Raw genomic sequence first — 15,450 nt, forward strand, 5'->3', positions numbered from 1 at the left:
TTTTCTCCTTTACCAGTCAAATGATTGTAATATTTTTGGCAACTTATAATAAAAAACCTTGTTTTCATTTAAACGTATTATACCAATTTTACTGAAAAAATTCTCTCTTTTTATAAACATTATTGAATTTCCATCCACTGAAAAATTGGCATACATATTCTGACCGCCGAATGTAAGTCTTTTTAAGCTGTCATCATCTTTATTAATCAAAAAAAGATTAAATGTATTGCTTTTAAAAGCGTTGTTTGTTTCTCTTACACTCACAACCAGATAATTTTTATATGTATCAACACCTATTTGATTTTTACCCTGATACAAAACTCTCGATACATTCCCGCTTTTTAAATCTTTTGAAAAAACAAGGGGTATACCGTATCTGTCACTTACAAATACTATTTTATCATAATTATCTCCCCAAAATTTGCCGCTTACATCTATACCAGAATATGTTGTAAGCCTTATTAATTTTTTAGTGTTTATATCATATTCATAAACATCCGGGAGCCCTTCAGGGGCCAATGTCAATAAAATTTTATTTCCTTTTACATCAGATACAATTGCAAGGCCCGGTGAAGTTAAAATTTTTTCTTTTTTCCCGGTATAAATATTATATTTATATATTACGGCATATCTTCCGAGTTTTGTATAATAAATTGTGCTTTGTTTTTTATCCGCCCATTTAGGGAAAATATTGAGCCCTCCACTAATCAATCTTTTTTTATAAGAAAGCGTATAATCGGATATATAAATATTTGCTTCTTTTGGCGCAACAAGCATGGAATAAACAACTTTTCTGATTAAAAATTTTGCATCGGGCAGATTAAAATATCTGTTTAAATCATATACGGCTTTATGTACCAAAAAAGGGAAAAACGCATATGTATTTGATTTATAAATTTTGGTTAAAACAATATTATTGTTGTTTATATATTTTACTTTTAATGTTTTATTTTTATATTCAAAATCAAATTTAAAAGAAGTGTTATTGTCATTAAAAGAGTAATTAAAATGATCAAGCACATTTAAATCCATTTTAAGAATTTTAAAAACATTTTTATCTCCTCTGAATTCTATCGATATATGAGGCTTATTTTGCAGATATTTTGTAATTACAATTTCATTTGCAAAAAGTGATATTGCAAATATAAAACATAATAGTAATTTTTTAATCATTTATTGGCCTTTGTTATAAATTTTACCGTAATATCAAATTTTTTATCAAATGTTAATTTTTCTATCTCCCCAATCAATTCCCGCTGTCTGTTTTCATCCAGATTACTTTCTAATATATAAGCATTGGTTTTACTGCCGTCAAATACAATGTTTATTTTAGCATATTCTCCGATTATATTGGAAATGTTATTCCAAAGAGGAGAGAGCTTTTTAACTATTAAATTTTCAATTTCTTTATCACTTAAATTTCCCCCTCCCCCGATTAAAGAAACATTAAAATTAATGGTTTTCACTTTTTTTAATTCTTCTTCAATCCCTTTATACCTGCTCATATCAAGCTGTGATTTACGTTTTATTTTTTCTGTATCGACATTATAATTAACTGTTTTGAAAATATCGTTAATTTTTATATTTTTTCCGCCTTTTGTAAAAGCTGAAATTGAACCTTTTTTTATTTTTTTTACAATTTTTTTTACCGGTTTATTTTTTTGTTTATTAATCTGCTTTTTGACAGTACTTTTAGGAGTGTTTATAATAGATTTTTTATTTGCAGGAACTACAATTGCGGTATGTATTAAAACTTCTTTTTTTTTCTTGGGTTGATTAAAAATAAGCACAAAAAAAAAGATAATTATAGAATATACAATTAATGTGAGAAAAAAAGATACAAAGATTCTCATTGGGTAAGAAGCCCTATTTGTGTAAAGCCTGTTTTAACAACAGCCGCATATATTTTCATAAAATCTTTATATTTTATATCTTTATCTGCCGCAATATAAACTAAAGCGTTTTTATTAAAATTTCCGTATTTTAAATTGAAATTTTCCAAAAAATCTTTAAACGGTAATTCTTCCTTATTGACATAAACTTTTAAATTTTTATTAATAACTATATTAATGGCCGCTTTTTTCACAGCCGGTGATGTTCTGCTTCCTTTTGGCAGATTAACGCTTTTTTCCTGATATGTGTTCATGGTGACTGAAACCATTAAAATTGCCAACAACACAAGCATAATGTCCACAAAAGGAGTAATATTAAGTTCAGGTTTTTTCATCTGCTAAGAAAACATCCTTTTGTATTTTTAAAATACTTTCCAAATCTTCTATTTTTTTAGAGAGAATCTGATGAAAACTGTAAGCGGGAACAGCGGTAATTATACCAACGGCCGTTGCAATTAAGGCATCTGCAATAGAAGGTGCAATCATATTGATAGTGGTAACCTTTTCCATAGAATTAAAAGCGTCAAGTATACCTATTACAGTTCCGAAAAGTCCGATAAAAGGGGCTGTAGATGCAACAATACTTAAAAAAACTATAAAACTGCTTGCCTTTTTTTTGGCTGCTTCAATACATGCGTCAAAAGAATATTTATTTATCTCTTTTGAATTTTCAATACAGCTTTTTAAAGAAGATTTAATAGAAAAATTATTACTCATAAGCAAAGAATTTAAAGATTCCTCTTCATTTTTTATCCAGGAAGACAAAGTTAAATATTTATAAAAAAAAACAAAAAAAACAAAAAAAAGATAAATTCCCAGCCATCCCAAAACAACGATGTTTACAGGATTGCTAAGAACCTTATCTAATAGCATTCTCTATCTTTGCTTCAACATCTGCGTAAAGAGCGTCACTTGAAATAGCTTCTTTTAGAAGTTTTTTAGCCTCTTCCATTTTTTTGGCAATTTCACTTTCATCGGGTCCCGTAACAGGAACGGCAGATGAAATTAAAACATTGGTATGATCGGGGGCTACTTCAACATATCCTTTATCAATAGCGATAATCTCTTTTTTACCGTCAGGTTTAATTAAAGTGATAATTCCGGGATGAAGAGAAGTAACAAGCGGTGCATGATTGTCCAATACACCGAATTCCCCTTCTATTCCGGGGAAATATGCTTCTTTAACTTCACCTTCATAAACTTTGCCAAGAGGTGTTACAATTTCTACTTTCATATTTTACCTTTATTTAGCCTTCATTTTTTCGGCTTTTTCCTTAGCTTCGTCTAAATCTCCCACCATATAGAACGCATTTTCAGGTAAATCGTCAACTTTTCCTTCAAGAATTTCTTTAAATCCTGCAATAGTTTTATCATGTTCTACATATCTACCGTCTGCACCTGTAAATACTTTAGCTACAAAGAACGGCTGAGATAGGAATTTTTCAATTTTTCTGGCTCTTGCAACAATTAATTTATCTTCTTCACTAAGTTCATCCATACCCAAAATTGCAATAATATCTTGAAGATCTTTATATTTTTGCAATACTTCCTGAACTTCTCTTGCTACTTTATAATGTTCTTCTCCGACAATTTGAGGGTCAAGAATTCTACTTGTTGAATCAAGCGGATCAACTGCCGGATAAATACCTTTTTCAGCAATTTTTCTGTTAAGAACGGTTGTCGCATCCAAGTGTGCAAATACATTTGCAGGCGCCGGGTCTGTCAAGTCGTCAGCAGGTACATATACTGCCTGGATAGATGTAATTGAACCGTTTTTAGTTGATGTAATTCTTTCTTGCAGTCTTCCCATTTCTGTTGCAAGTGTAGGCTGATAACCAACCGCACTTGGAATTCTTCCAAGAAGCGCTGACATTTCCGCACCCGCTTGGGCAAATCTGAAAATATTGTCGATAAACATCAATACATCCCTGTGCTCTTCGTCTCTGAAATATTCAGCCATAGTAAGACCGCTCATAGCAACCCTGTTTCTACATCCTGGAGGTTCGTTCATCTGACCGTAGCACAAAGCAACTTTATCCAAAACGCCGCTTTCTTTCATTTCGTTATAGAGGTCGTTTCCTTCCCTTGTTCTTTCGCCTACTCCGGCAAATACTGAATAACCGCTGTGTTTATATGCAACATTATGGATAAGTTCCATAATAATAACTGTTTTACCGACACCTGCACCACCGAACAGACCTGTTTTACCACCTTTCATATAAGGGCATAACAAATCCACAACTTTAATACCTGTTTCAAAAATTTCCATTTTTGTTGACTGGTCTTCAAACGCAGGAGCGCTTCTGTGAATAGACCATCTTGGCGCATCCGCAGGGACCGGTTCACCTTCATCAATCACATCACCGGTAACATTAAAGATTCTTCCAAGCACTACTTCACCTACAGGAACAGATATAGGTGCACCTGTTGAAACCACTTTTGTACCTCTGACAAGCCCGTCAGTCAAATCCATTGCAACTGTTCTTACGATATTGTCTCCTATTTGAGCGGCGACTTCCAATACCACTTTTTTCTTTTTACCTTCTGCTTCAAACTCTACATATAAAGCCTCGTTAATAGCCGGTAGATTTTCTTCAAATTCTACATCAACTACAGGACCTAAGACTTGTAAAACTTTACCTTCCATATTACTCCTTTATTTTTTCATTGCTTCAATAGCAGTCACTATTTCAATCAATTCTCTTGTAACATTTTCCTGTCTGACTTTATTAAACTGAAGTGTCAATTGATGAACCATATCTTTTGCATTGTTTGTTGCCGCATCCATTGCCTGCATTCTGGCACTGTGTTCCGCAGCAAGAGAATCAAGCAAAGCAAAATAAAGTGAATATTCCAAATACTGTTTGACTAATGTCTCTAAAATAATTTCGTAATCCTGATCTGGTTCAACCTCAAGATAAACATTGCTTTCTTCTTCTTCCACTTCAATTGGTAAAAGTTCTTTTACTTCTACTTTTTGAGTCAGTTTGTTCACATATCCGTTATGAACAAGTATAATGTTATCTATATTGTTTTGAATAAAGTCATGATAACTCGTTTCTATAATTTCTTTAGCCTTTTCGTAATCAGGGGCGGAACTGAGGCCTATAATTTCCTCACTCATTTCTATTCCCATAAATTTAAAATATTCAATCGCCTTTTTCCCTATTACCTTTAGTCTGATTTTAACTTTTTTTTCTTTTAATTCTTTTATAAGATTTAAGGTTTCCTTGATTGTATGGATATTAAATCCTCCACAAAGACCTTTATCGGCGGTAATGACAATTAAATCGATTTTTTGAGTGTTTACTTTTGCAAATGCCCTTAAATCGATAACATCCTTAACTGCGCTGAGTTTAGATGATATTTCATGCATTACTTCATCTATCTTTTTGGCATATTCCCTTGAGCGAATCAACGCTTCTTCCGCTCTTTTTAATTTAGCGGTGGAAACCAGCTTCATCGCCCTGGTTGTTTTTTGAGTATTTTTAACACTGCTTATTTTTTGTTTTAATTCTTTTAAGGTTGCCATTTATTATCCCTCAAACTGAGTTTTAAATTCTTCTAGGGCTTTTTTCAATATCTCTTCTGTTTCGGCATCAAGAAGTTTTTTACTTCTGATATTTTCAAAAATCTGAGGATATTTTGCTTCTACAAACGGATAAAGCTCATCTTCAAATTTTCTTATACTTCTTACAGAAATATCATCAAGATACCCTTTTGTTCCCGCATAAATAATTACGACCTGTTTTTCTACCGGTAAAGGCTGGTTAGCAGGCTGTTTTAGAATTTCAACCAATCTTTGTCCACGCTCTAACTGTTTTCTGCTCGCTTCATCCAAATCACTTGCGAATTGTGCAAATGCCTCAAGTTCTCTGTATTGAGCCAAATCCAGTCTTAATGTACCGGCAACCTGTTTCATCGCCTTAATCTGAGCGGCTCCTCCAACCCTTGAGACTGATAAACCGACATTAATTGCAGGTCTTATACCTTTATTGAATAAATCTGTTTCAAGGAAAATTTGTCCGTCTGTAATTGAAATTACATTTGTCGGAATGTATGCCGCAACATCCCCGCCTTTTGTTTCAATAATAGGCAAAGCTGTTAAACTTCCCGCTCCTAATTTATCGCTTAATTTCGCAGCTCTTTCAAGAAGTCTTGAATGCAAATAAAATACATCCCCAGGATATGCTTCCCTTCCCGGTGGTCTTCTAAGTAAAAGTGACATTTCTCTGTATGCATCCGCATGTTTGCTTAAATCGTCATATACAATCAATCCGTGTTTTCCGTTGTCTCTGAAATATTCTCCCATTGTAACACCTGCATAAGGTGCCAAAAATTTAAGAGACGCAGCTTCACTTGCACTTGCGTTTACAACAATTGTGTATTCCATAGCACCGTGTTCTTCAAGTGTTCTTACTATATTTGCAACAGTTGATTGTTTCTGACCTACCGCAACATAAATACAAACAACATCCTGACCCTTTTGGTTGATTATAGTATCAATCGCAACAGTGGTTTTACCCGTTTGTCTGTCCCCGATTATAAGTTCTCTTTGTCCCCTTCCAATCGGTACCAAGGCATCAATTGCTTTTAAACCTGTTTGAAGCGGTTCGTGAACAGATTTTCTTGCCATAATTCCAGGCGCTTTTTCTTCTACATATCTGTATTCGGCAGCTTCAACAGGCCCTTTTCCGTCAATCGGCTCACCCAAAGCATTTACAACTCTACCGATAAGCGCATCCCCAACCGGCACGGAAATTAATCTTCCAAGTCTTTTTACAGAGCTTCCTTCGGTAATATCTGTTCCACTTCCGAGAACAACGACACCTACATTGTCTGCTTCAAGGTTGAACACCATACCTTTTTCACCGGTTTCAAATTCAACCATTTCACCAGCCATAACATTTGTAAGACCGTAAACTTTAGCAATACCGTCAGCTGAATAAATAACTTTACCTACTTCTTCAACATCTACTTTCAAATCGAAATTTTCGATTCTCTCTTTTATTATTGAAGTGATTTCTTGTACCACATATACTCCTTTCTTTTAGATTGCTTTTAATATATCTGTAATTATATCTTGTTTAATTCTGTTTTCGTCTATGGAAACTTCAACATTCAACACATCAACAAAAACTTTAATTCCGTTAATATCTTTTTCCTTTAAACTAAGTTTTATTGCAGCATTAAATTTTGAAGAAAGTTTATCTTCAAGCGCTTTTAGAGTTTCTCCACTTATATGACCTTCCGCGGTTCCGTCGAAAGTATTATTGGAAATTGAAAGCTTGGCATGGTAATTTTTAAAAATATCTTTAATTATGTCTATTCTTTTATTTTCATTTAAAATTCTAACAAAATTAATAAATTTTTTATTTTCACATTCTGTAACAGTTTGTATAAATTTCAATTTTTCTTCTGTACTTAAAAGGGGAGATTTCAATATAAGCATAAATTTTGGGTTTTTGCTTAAAAAAGCCAGTTTTTTTAAAGCTTCAAATATTTCTTTTTGTTCTTCTTTGTTTAAAGAAGCCATAAGAGCTTTTGTATATTTTTCAACTATCATTATGCAGCCTTTAAAATAAGTTTTGCAGCGTCTTCACTGCTTATATGTATATCTTTAAAGATTTCATTCATAAATGATTTAACAACATCTTTTTTGGCTTTTCTGAGTTCACTCTCTTTATAAACTTCAAACAGTTTATCCATTGCCGCAAGTTCACCTTTTGTATCTTCCATAATTTTATTGGAGATAACAACAGCTTCGTTTTTTGAATTTTCAATTATCTCTTTGGCTGTTATTTTAGCTTCTTCAAGTTTTGCTTCCAATTCTTCTTTTTTAACTTTGGCTTCTCTTAATTTATTTTCAACTTCCTGAAATCTTGAAGCTATATTTTCTTTTCTTTTTTTAAAAAAATCAACAGCCCTGTTTCCGACCAAATACCATAAAATTGCAACAAAAATTAAAAAGTTAATCGTTCTTGGAATAAAATCGGTTGAACTTATCCCGCCTTCCGCTGCAAATGAAAACACACTTAAAATCAATGTTAAAAAGGATATTTTTTTCATGCCACATTCCTTATTTTATTTTCAAGTATTGTTTTAATTTCATCTTTTCCTTTTAAGAGTTCATTCAAAATTTTCTCTTTTTCAATTTCAATTTCTTCAGCAAGTTTTGCTTTTGCTTCTTCTATTTGAGCCTGTTTTTGAGCTTTTTGCTCTTCTGAGAGGGCTAAAGCTTTTGCTCTTGCTTCTTCTCTTATTTTGCCGGCCTCAGTTTTTGCTTTCTTCAAAATTTCTTTAATCTCATTTTCCAGTTTTTCTGTTTCTTCGGAATTGACATTAATCATTTTCATCTGTTCGGCAAGTTTAATTTCTCTTTCTTCCATAAAATTAATCAATGGTTTAAAAAGCCATTCGTTTAACAAATAAAGCGTAATTAAAAAAATTACAGCTACACCGACCATCAACCAGATATTCAGTTCAAGCATTAATTCTCCTTTTTTGAAATTTTAACATAATTTTAACTTATTATTTCAATTAATTTTTTTAATTTTTCAATATCTTTTTCATTTTTCCACATAATTTTAATATATTTATTCCCTATTTCCACTTTTATGCCTAATTTTTTTAAATTATCGGCCAACTTTGTAACTTCTGGTAGTATTGTTTCTTTGTTTTTTATTTTATTAACGAGTTTTTCCGTCTCTCTTACATTTAATTTTTTATTATTAATTTCATTTATAACTTCTTCCAATTCTTCTTTATTTAAATTAGACATAATTTTTGCATGTCCGACACTGATTTCGTTATTTTTTATTTTTTCCTGAACAAATTCGGGTAAGCTCAAAAGTCTTAATAAATTTGTCACATAGCTTCTGCTTTTTGAAACAATTTTTGCAAGCTCTTCATGGGTGTAACCGTGTTCGCTCATTAAATTTTGCAATGATTTGGCTATTTCAACAGGATTTAAATCTTCTCTTTGTATATTTTCAATTAAAGCATATTCTCTCAGTTCATTAATGTCCAAATCCAATATCAAAGCTTTTATTTCTGTTTTACCAAGTTTTTTAAAAGCCCTCAGTCTCCTCTCTCCGGCTATTAAAATGTAATTATCTTCGTTTTTTATAACTACTATAGGCTGTAAAAGTCCGTATCTGTCAATAGAAAGTGCAAGTTCTTCAATAGATTTTTCATCAAATTCTTTTCTTGGCTGAAATGGATTGGGTTTTATTTTTTCTACTTTAATTTCTTTTAAACCCTCATCCGGCAGATCTTTTAAATACCCGGCCTCCACGTCTTCCAAGATAGCTCCAAGCCCTTTACCCAGTCTTTTCATCTGTTTTTCTCCAGGATAGATTTTGCCAACAGTTCATAAGCAAGGGCGCCTGAGCTTTTAATATCATATGTAATTACAGGCATACCAAAACTCGGAGCTTCTGCAAGACGGACATTTCTCGGTATTACTATAAATTTATTATCACTTTTAAACATATTGTCTCTGAAATGTTTAATTATATCGTGCAAAACCTGTTTTGAAAGATTATTGGATTTTGTGTACATAGTAGGAAGAATCCCTTTAATTTCAAGCTTTGGATTTTTGGTTCTTCTTAAAAGTTTTATGGTTTGTAAAAGCTGCCCCAGTCCTTCAAGCGCAAAATATTCCGTCTGGACAGGAATAATCACACTGTCGCTGGCGGAAAGCGCGTTTATTGTAATAATTCCGAGCGTGGGAGGTGTATCTATAATTATATAATCGTAATTATTTTTAATTTCTTTTAATTTTTTCTTTAAAACTAATTCTTTATCTTCTAAATCGTCAAATTCTCTTTCAATCCCTACAAGTCCTATGTTGGAAGGAATTAAATCAAGAGTTGAAATTTTGGTATTTAATATTACTTCATTTATAGATTTGGAGCCTATTAACACATGATAAAGGTTAAATTCATAATCGCTTTTATAAAAACCGAGAGATGATGTTGTATTTGCCTGAGGATCAGCATCTATCAAAAGAACTTTTTTTTCATTTATTGCAATAGATGCCGCCAAATTTACAGCGGTGGTGGTTTTACCAACGCCCCCTTTTTGATTCGCTACAGAAATTATTTCTATCATCTTCTTGAATAAACCCTTTTATTTTTTATTTTCAAACTTCCATCATCCTCTAAGATTCCATCTATATCAAATAAATTTTTAGTTTTTTCAAATTCTTTTTGATACTCATTAATAATTTCTTCCCAGCTGTAATTATATATGTTTTTCAAAAAGCCTTTTAGAATTTTATCATTTTTTATTTTCAAATCCAAACCGGCAAAATTATTTGAGGGTGATTTTTTTGTATTAACTCCTATACCTACTGTTAAAATATCTTTTTTAAATTGGCTTAAAACCCCGCAAACTTTTTTTAAATCTTTTGTATATAAATCATTTGGCCACTTCATAAACAAATTTAAACCAAAATTTTCCAATGTTTTTTTCATTACAAAAGCAAAAAAAATCGAAAGACTCTGAATCGGAATATTAAGATTATTCTTTAGGGCAAATGAAAAAAACAAATTTCCCCTCTCCCCCAGCCATCTGTTTCCCCTGCTTCCAATCCCTTCTGTCTGATATTCGCTCCAAACACAAACAGGCAGTTTGTATTTATCTATATTTTCAATCAAATATTTCTGGGTTGAATCAATCTTATTAAAATATATTATCTCCCATACAACATTTACAATTCTCCATTTTTCGCATTGCTCATTTTCGCCCATTTTCATTTTACACTTTTCACTTTCCACTTCTCTCTTGGTTTCTTGGCAAATTGTTTACTCACCACCCCGCCGCTTTACAAGCGGCCGGGCAAGCTCACAACTCACAACTCACTTAACATATTGTCTCCTATTTTAAGTCTTTTTCCATTGATATAATCAACCGCTTTTACTTCTTTTTTACCGGGAACCTGAATTTTAATAAGTTTAATTTTACCCCTTTTACATCCGACAACAACGCCTTTATTATCAATCTTAATTATTTTGCCTTTTTCATTTTCTGAATCAATATCAATAAGTTTCATTTCATTTATTTTAAACTTTTCACAAAATATCCCGGGCCAGGGCTGGAATGCCCTGTATTTTCTGTCTATAATAAGGGCTGAGCTGAAATCAACAAAACCGTCTTCTTTTTTTATTTTAGGAGAATAAGAGCTCAATGCATCTATTTGAGGGAGCGGTTTTATATTATTAAAATTTTTAATAGTGTAAATAATTTGATTTGCTGCAATATCCGCCAGTTCATCAAACAAATCTATACTTGATTTATTTTTAACTTCTGTATAATCCCATGCCAGTATATTGCCGGTGTCAAGCCCTTCATCCATAAGCATTGAAGTAACACCCGTATATTTATCCCCGTTTAATACAGCACTTTGAATAGGACTCGCACCCCTGTATTTTGGAAGTAAAGATGCATGCAGATTAATACATGGGGCAATTTCCAAAACATCTTTTTTTAATATTATACCGTAAGCAGCCACCACAATAAAATCGGGCTTAAAATTTTTTAAATCATGAGCATTAAGTTTTGTTGGTGTAAAAACCGGTATACTATGTTTTAGGGCATATTTTTTAACAGGCGTCGGAGTTAATATTTTTTTTCTGCCGACAGGTTTGTCAGGCTGGGTATAAACCGCCAAGACATCAAAATATTTGTTTAAATTATCAAGTATTTTTACCGCATAATCGGGGCTTCCCATAAAAACAATATTCATTTAAAACCTTTTTTAACATTATACTAATTATTGCCGGTTAATCTATAAATCTTATCCGAATTTTCCTGCAATATAATCGGCTGTATGTTTTTGTTTAGGTGAAAGGAATATCTGCTCGGTAGTTCCAAATTCAATAAGTTCGCCCAAATACATATAAGCGGTATAATCACTGACCCTGCTTGCTTGCTGCATATTATGAGTCACTATTACAATAGTTACAGTATCTTTAAGTTTTGTTACAAGTTCTTCAATAGCTACAGTAGAAATCGGATCGAGCGCACTTGTAGGCTCATCCATCAATAAAACCTCTGGTTCAACTGCAATAGCCCTTGCAATGCAGAGTCTTTGCTGCTGACCTCCGCTGAGGCCCCTTGCATCATCTTTTAATCTGTCTTTTACTTCCTCCCATAAAGCGGCGCCTTTTAAGGCCTCTTCCACTTTTTCATCAAGGTTTTGTTTTTTACCCATAAGTTTAAGACCGTAAGCAATATTATCATAAACACTCATCGGAAAAGGAGTGGGTTTTTGAAAAATCATACCTACTCTTTGACGAAGAGCTATAAGTTCATTTTCTTTTTTAAATTCTAAAATATTTTCCATTTTATTAGTTTCTTTGTTTTTAAGTAAAATTTCACCTTCATATTTATTACCCGGATATAAATCGTGAATTCTGTTAAAACTTCTTAAAAGGGTGGATTTTCCGCATCCGCTAGGCCCAATCATAGCCGTTATTTTTTTTTCATAAATTGGCATATTTATATTTTTAAGGGTCTGTTTTTCCGCCCCGGCGTAAGTAAAATAAAAATTTTTGACATCCATTACTTTTATCATTATTTTTTCCTTTCTCTGATAACATATCTTCCAAGCAGATTAACAATTAAAACAAAAATGGTAAGTAAAAAAGCGCCCGCCCAAGCAATATCCACCAAATGTTTATCCGGCATTGTTGCAAGATTGTAAATAGCAACAGTCAGACTTGGAAACTCCTCATTTAAATTAAGTGTAAAATAAGCACTGTTTCCGCTTGTAAAAAGTAGTGGCGCAGTTTCCCCGGCAATCCTTGCAAATGCAAGTAAAAGTCCTGTCATTATACCAATTTTTGCAGCTTTTATTACTATATCAAAAATCACCTTATATTTCGGTGCACCTATTGCCACTCCGGCTTCCCTTAGCTCTTTTGGAACGAGCCCCAGCATATCATCGGTTGTTCTTACAACAATAGGAAGCATCATAATGGCAAGGGCAATTGCACCAGCCCATCCGTTCATATGACCCATGGGATTTACAACGATTGCATAAACAAATACGCCTATAACAATGGAAGGCGCACTCATCATAACATCACTTAAATTTCTTATAAACTGGGCATATTTATTCCCAAAAGAATACTCCTGCAGATAAATTCCAGCTAACATTCCGATAGGAACTCCGATTATTACAGCAATAAAAGCTAAAATAAACTGCCCGATAAAAAGATTTCTAAGACCGTTATCAACCAAATCGTGAGTAAAAATATACAAATCAAGCGATTTGACACCTTTAATTGTCAATGTAATTAATATCCAAAATAAAAAAACAAGCCCTAAAATTGCAGCAAGAGTTGAAAGCAAAAGAATTAATTTATTAATTATAAGTCTCATTTATTTTTCCTTAAAAAATAAAATTTTGCTGTTACTATCACTATAAAAGATACAACAAATAAAACAAGTGATAAATAAAAAAGAGCCGCCAGACTCATACCGCTGCTTTCTGAAAAAGAGTTTGCCAAAACCACAGGGATGGAAACCGTCGGGTCGGTAAGTTTTTTAGGATAGTTAAATACTCCCCCTATTACAAACGCAACAGCCATTGTCTCACCAAGAGCCCTTCCTAGGGCTAAAATAATACTTCCTATTATTCCGCTTTTTGCATAAGGAAAAATCACATCTTTAATTACTTCAAATTTTGTAGCCCCCAGAGCATAAGCGGATTCTTTCAATACATCGGGAGTTGTATTCATACTGTCACGCGTTAAAGAAGCCATAAATGGAATTATCATAACGCCAAGCACCAGTCCGGCCACCAGTAAATTGACGCTCGGACCTCCGAAAATATGTGAAATAAAAGGACCAAAATAAAAAAGACCCCACATACCGTAAATAATACTCGGTATTGCAGCAAGAAGTTCTATTGCTATTCCAACCGGTTTGGCAAGCATCGGCATAGCAATCTCGCTTAAAAATATAGCAATACCCATTGCAACAGGAACCGCAAAAAGCATAGCTATAATAGTTGATAGAATAGTTCCTACAATAGGTATCAATCCGCCGTAAATTTCTTTTGTTTTATAATTTTGGCTATTTTCTCCTCCGCCTGATATTGCACTGTCAACATCATCCCCGCCAAGACCGAGAGACGCATCAACATTATCGGAATCGGACATATTGTCTGAATTGTCTTGATTATTTCCCACAGATACAGAAGCATTGGAATTAGTACTGTTTTGAACAGTTGCACTGTTTTTTACAGGTATTTGAATAGTTACACCCCATCTCGGATCAACCAGAAAATGCAGTCCGTATTCTTTAATGGCGGGTTTTGCATAAATAAACAAAACAATAAAAATAGCTGAAAGGATTAATAAAATAACCGTGGCGCTTATTGAAGTTAATTTTCTGAAAAGAAATTCCATATATGGCCTTTTTAACTAAAATTATAGAAAAAAATAAAAAGGATTTAAAGTCCTTTTTTTATTTTTCCGGAGAAATTCCTTTTTCAGCCCAGTATTTTTTAACCAACGCTTTTACACTGCTTGGAAGCGGAATATATCCAAGTTTAGAAGCAACTTCGTCATGGTCGTATGCATAAGAGAAAAATGATGTAACCCTTTTAGCTGTTTTTGGATTATCATAATGAACTAAATCAAATGTAGGGGCTAAAATCGGATAACCTTTTTTAGGATAAGCAATCAATTTAAAAAAATCATTTTTAGGTGAAAATCCTCCGTAAGCCGCACCTTTTGCAAAATTTGCCGGAGTTGCCGCATAAAATGCCCCGTCTTTTCCCTGAACTTCTGCCAAATTTAACCCGTTTTTAACAGCATCCGCATAATCAACATAACCTATTGAATATGGATTTGTTTTAATAGCAGTACTTACACCGAAGTTTCCTTTTCCTGCGACACCTCTGCCCTGTGCGTCGGTAGGCCAGTTAACTGCTTTATGAACACCGAAATGATGAAACCAGGTTGTGCTTAATTTACTTAGATAATATGTAAAGTTAAAAGTTGTTCCTGATTTGTCGCTTCTGTGAACAAAAATAATTTTTTTATGAGGCAGTTTTTCATTCGGATTGTATTTTACTATCCAAGGGTTGTCCCAGTATTGAATGCTTCCAAGGGCTATACCCTCTATTGCAATTTCGCTTAGTTTTAAACTGTGAACACCAGGAATATTGTATGCAAGTGTAATTCCCCCTATTACAGTAGGAAACTGTGCCAAATGATATTTTCTCAATGTCCTGGGAGTCAAAGGTTTGTCTGTTCCGCCGAAATCGACATGTCTTGCCTCTATTTCTTTAATACCGGTCCCGCTTCCTGTTGCTGTATAGTTTACCCTGTTTGAAGTTTCAGAATAAAAACCTTTTATCCACGCTTTGTTTACCGGATATTGAAATGAAGATCCAGTACCGTTAATTGTCCATGCAAATGCGCTTGCACCAAGTAATGCTCCAAAAGCCAATTTTTTTAACATTCTCTCTCCTTAATTTTTTTGTCTTGAAATTATAAAAAAATAAAATAACATTTTGATAACAAAATTTTTTTTACAT

At 33.1% G+C, this 15,450-nt stretch carries 19 protein-coding genes; all 19 read right to left on the reverse strand.

Features of this window, described 5'->3' with window-relative positions:
* Positions 1 to 9 precede the first annotated feature (9 nt).
* On the reverse strand, positions 10 to 1,173 hold the full coding sequence (locus DZ68_RS0102490) for a translocation protein TolB (RefSeq protein ID WP_035908067.1): 1,164 nt from the start codon (positions 1,171 to 1,173) through the stop codon (positions 10 to 12).
* Positions 1,170 to 1,853, reverse strand: a complete 684-nt coding sequence (locus DZ68_RS0102495) for a hypothetical protein (protein WP_024790673.1) — start codon at positions 1,851 to 1,853, stop codon at positions 1,170 to 1,172. Before DZ68_RS0102495 ends, DZ68_RS0102490 begins: the two co-directional genes overlap by 4 nt.
* Entirely contained in the window at positions 1,850 to 2,227 is a 378-nt protein-coding gene (locus DZ68_RS0102500; RefSeq protein ID WP_024787101.1) for a biopolymer transporter ExbD, read from the reverse strand. Before DZ68_RS0102500 ends, DZ68_RS0102495 begins: the two co-directional genes overlap by 4 nt.
* A complete protein-coding gene (locus DZ68_RS0102505) occupies positions 2,214 to 2,765 on the reverse strand; it encodes a MotA/TolQ/ExbB proton channel family protein (protein ID WP_024790674.1) in 552 nt (183 codons plus the stop codon). The genes DZ68_RS0102500 and DZ68_RS0102505 overlap by 14 nt, the downstream gene beginning before the upstream one ends.
* On the reverse strand, positions 2,752 to 3,126 hold the full coding sequence (gene atpC, locus DZ68_RS0102510; protein ID WP_024787103.1) for an ATP synthase F1 subunit epsilon: 375 nt from the start codon (positions 3,124 to 3,126) through the stop codon (positions 2,752 to 2,754). The genes DZ68_RS0102505 and atpC overlap by 14 nt, the downstream gene beginning before the upstream one ends.
* 9 nt (positions 3,127 to 3,135) lie before the next feature.
* Positions 3,136 to 4,539 (reverse strand): F0F1 ATP synthase subunit beta, encoded by a 1,404-nt coding sequence (atpD, locus tag DZ68_RS0102515; RefSeq protein WP_024787104.1) that lies wholly within the window; start codon positions 4,537 to 4,539, stop codon positions 3,136 to 3,138.
* Positions 4,540 to 4,548: 9 nt separating this feature from the next.
* Positions 4,549 to 5,424, reverse strand: a complete 876-nt coding sequence (gene atpG, locus DZ68_RS0102520) for an ATP synthase F1 subunit gamma (protein WP_024787105.1) — start codon at positions 5,422 to 5,424, stop codon at positions 4,549 to 4,551.
* A gap of 3 nt (positions 5,425 to 5,427) precedes the next feature.
* The gene (gene atpA, locus DZ68_RS0102525) at positions 5,428 to 6,927 is read right to left on the reverse strand and encodes a F0F1 ATP synthase subunit alpha (protein WP_024790675.1); all 1,500 of its coding nucleotides are present in this window, start codon (positions 6,925 to 6,927) and stop codon (positions 5,428 to 5,430) included.
* A gap of 15 nt (positions 6,928 to 6,942) precedes the next feature.
* The gene (locus DZ68_RS0102530; protein ID WP_024787107.1) at positions 6,943 to 7,458 is read right to left on the reverse strand and encodes a F0F1 ATP synthase subunit delta; all 516 of its coding nucleotides are present in this window, start codon (positions 7,456 to 7,458) and stop codon (positions 6,943 to 6,945) included.
* A complete protein-coding gene (locus tag DZ68_RS0102535; RefSeq protein ID WP_024787108.1) occupies positions 7,458 to 7,961 on the reverse strand; it encodes an ATP synthase F0F1 subunit B in 504 nt (167 codons plus the stop codon). Before DZ68_RS0102535 ends, DZ68_RS0102530 begins: the two co-directional genes overlap by 1 nt.
* Entirely contained in the window at positions 7,958 to 8,383 is a 426-nt protein-coding gene (locus DZ68_RS0102540; protein WP_024790676.1) for an ATPase, read from the reverse strand. The genes DZ68_RS0102535 and DZ68_RS0102540 overlap by 4 nt, the downstream gene beginning before the upstream one ends.
* 32 nt (positions 8,384 to 8,415) lie before the next feature.
* The gene (locus DZ68_RS0102545; protein ID WP_024787110.1) at positions 8,416 to 9,231 is read right to left on the reverse strand and encodes a ParB/RepB/Spo0J family partition protein; all 816 of its coding nucleotides are present in this window, start codon (positions 9,229 to 9,231) and stop codon (positions 8,416 to 8,418) included.
* The gene (locus tag DZ68_RS0102550; RefSeq protein ID WP_024787111.1) at positions 9,228 to 10,007 is read right to left on the reverse strand and encodes a ParA family protein; all 780 of its coding nucleotides are present in this window, start codon (positions 10,005 to 10,007) and stop codon (positions 9,228 to 9,230) included. Before DZ68_RS0102550 ends, DZ68_RS0102545 begins: the two co-directional genes overlap by 4 nt.
* Positions 10,004 to 10,654 carry a biotin--[acetyl-CoA-carboxylase] ligase gene (locus tag DZ68_RS0102555; RefSeq protein ID WP_024787112.1) on the reverse strand — a complete coding sequence of 217 codons (651 nt, stop codon included), beginning with the start codon at positions 10,652 to 10,654 and terminating at the stop codon, positions 10,004 to 10,006. The genes DZ68_RS0102550 and DZ68_RS0102555 overlap by 4 nt, the downstream gene beginning before the upstream one ends.
* Positions 10,655 to 10,749: 95 nt before the next feature.
* A complete protein-coding gene (fmt, locus tag DZ68_RS0102560; RefSeq protein ID WP_024787113.1) occupies positions 10,750 to 11,643 on the reverse strand; it encodes a methionyl-tRNA formyltransferase in 894 nt (297 codons plus the stop codon).
* 51 nt (positions 11,644 to 11,694) lie between these two features.
* Positions 11,695 to 12,474, reverse strand: a complete 780-nt coding sequence (gene pstB / locus DZ68_RS0102565; RefSeq protein WP_024787114.1) for a phosphate ABC transporter ATP-binding protein PstB — start codon at positions 12,472 to 12,474, stop codon at positions 11,695 to 11,697.
* On the reverse strand, positions 12,474 to 13,283 hold the full coding sequence (gene pstA / locus DZ68_RS0102570) for a phosphate ABC transporter permease PstA (RefSeq protein WP_024787115.1): 810 nt from the start codon (positions 13,281 to 13,283) through the stop codon (positions 12,474 to 12,476). The genes pstB and pstA overlap by 1 nt, the downstream gene beginning before the upstream one ends.
* Positions 13,280 to 14,314 carry a phosphate ABC transporter permease subunit PstC gene (gene pstC, locus DZ68_RS0102575; RefSeq protein ID WP_024787116.1) on the reverse strand — a complete coding sequence of 345 codons (1,035 nt, stop codon included), beginning with the start codon at positions 14,312 to 14,314 and terminating at the stop codon, positions 13,280 to 13,282. The genes pstA and pstC overlap by 4 nt, the downstream gene beginning before the upstream one ends.
* Before the next feature lie 58 nt (positions 14,315 to 14,372).
* Positions 14,373 to 15,374: a phosphate ABC transporter substrate-binding protein PstS gene (pstS, locus tag DZ68_RS0102580; protein WP_024787117.1), complete on the reverse strand. Its 1,002-nt coding sequence runs from the start codon at positions 15,372 to 15,374 to the stop codon at positions 14,373 to 14,375.
* Between the last annotated feature and the right edge of the window lie 76 nt (positions 15,375 to 15,450).

The sequence above is a fragment of the Lebetimonas sp. JS085 genome, assembly GCF_000523295.1.
Classification (GTDB): Bacteria; Campylobacterota; Campylobacteria; order Campylobacterales; family Nautiliaceae; genus Lebetimonas.

Bases quoted from the DNA above. Each gene is read 5' to 3' on its own strand.
- DZ68_RS0102490 (WP_035908067.1), bottom strand. From the start codon at position 1,173: ATGATTAAAAAATTACTATTATGTTTTATATTTGCAATATCACTTTTT.
- DZ68_RS0102495 (WP_024790673.1), bottom strand. From the start codon at position 1,853: ATGAGAATCTTTGTATCTTTTTTTCTCACATTAATTGTATATTCTATA.
- DZ68_RS0102500 (WP_024787101.1), bottom strand. From the start codon at position 2,227: ATGAAAAAACCTGAACTTAATATTACTCCTTTTGTGGACATTATGCTT.
- DZ68_RS0102505 (WP_024790674.1), bottom strand. From the start codon at position 2,765: ATGCTATTAGATAAGGTTCTTAGCAATCCTGTAAACATCGTTGTTTTG.
- atpC (WP_024787103.1), bottom strand. From the start codon at position 3,126: ATGAAAGTAGAAATTGTAACACCTCTTGGCAAAGTTTATGAAGGTGAA.
- atpD (WP_024787104.1), bottom strand. From the start codon at position 4,539: ATGGAAGGTAAAGTTTTACAAGTCTTAGGTCCTGTAGTTGATGTAGAA.
- atpG (WP_024787105.1), bottom strand. From the start codon at position 5,424: ATGGCAACCTTAAAAGAATTAAAACAAAAAATAAGCAGTGTTAAAAAT.
- DZ68_RS0102530 (WP_024787107.1), bottom strand. From the start codon at position 7,458: ATGATAGTTGAAAAATATACAAAAGCTCTTATGGCTTCTTTAAACAAA.
- DZ68_RS0102535 (WP_024787108.1), bottom strand. From the start codon at position 7,961: ATGAAAAAAATATCCTTTTTAACATTGATTTTAAGTGTGTTTTCATTT.
- DZ68_RS0102540 (WP_024790676.1), bottom strand. From the start codon at position 8,383: ATGCTTGAACTGAATATCTGGTTGATGGTCGGTGTAGCTGTAATTTTT.
- DZ68_RS0102545 (WP_024787110.1), bottom strand. From the start codon at position 9,231: ATGAAAAGACTGGGTAAAGGGCTTGGAGCTATCTTGGAAGACGTGGAG.
- DZ68_RS0102550 (WP_024787111.1), bottom strand. From the start codon at position 10,007: ATGATAGAAATAATTTCTGTAGCGAATCAAAAAGGGGGCGTTGGTAAA.
- DZ68_RS0102555 (WP_024787112.1), bottom strand. From the start codon at position 10,654: ATGAAAATGGGCGAAAATGAGCAATGCGAAAAATGGAGAATTGTAAAT.
- fmt (WP_024787113.1), bottom strand. From the start codon at position 11,643: ATGAATATTGTTTTTATGGGAAGCCCCGATTATGCGGTAAAAATACTT.
- pstB (WP_024787114.1), bottom strand. From the start codon at position 12,474: ATGATAAAAGTAATGGATGTCAAAAATTTTTATTTTACTTACGCCGGG.
- pstA (WP_024787115.1), bottom strand. From the start codon at position 13,283: ATGAGACTTATAATTAATAAATTAATTCTTTTGCTTTCAACTCTTGCT.
- pstC (WP_024787116.1), bottom strand. From the start codon at position 14,314: ATGGAATTTCTTTTCAGAAAATTAACTTCAATAAGCGCCACGGTTATT.
- pstS (WP_024787117.1), bottom strand. From the start codon at position 15,374: ATGTTAAAAAAATTGGCTTTTGGAGCATTACTTGGTGCAAGCGCATTT.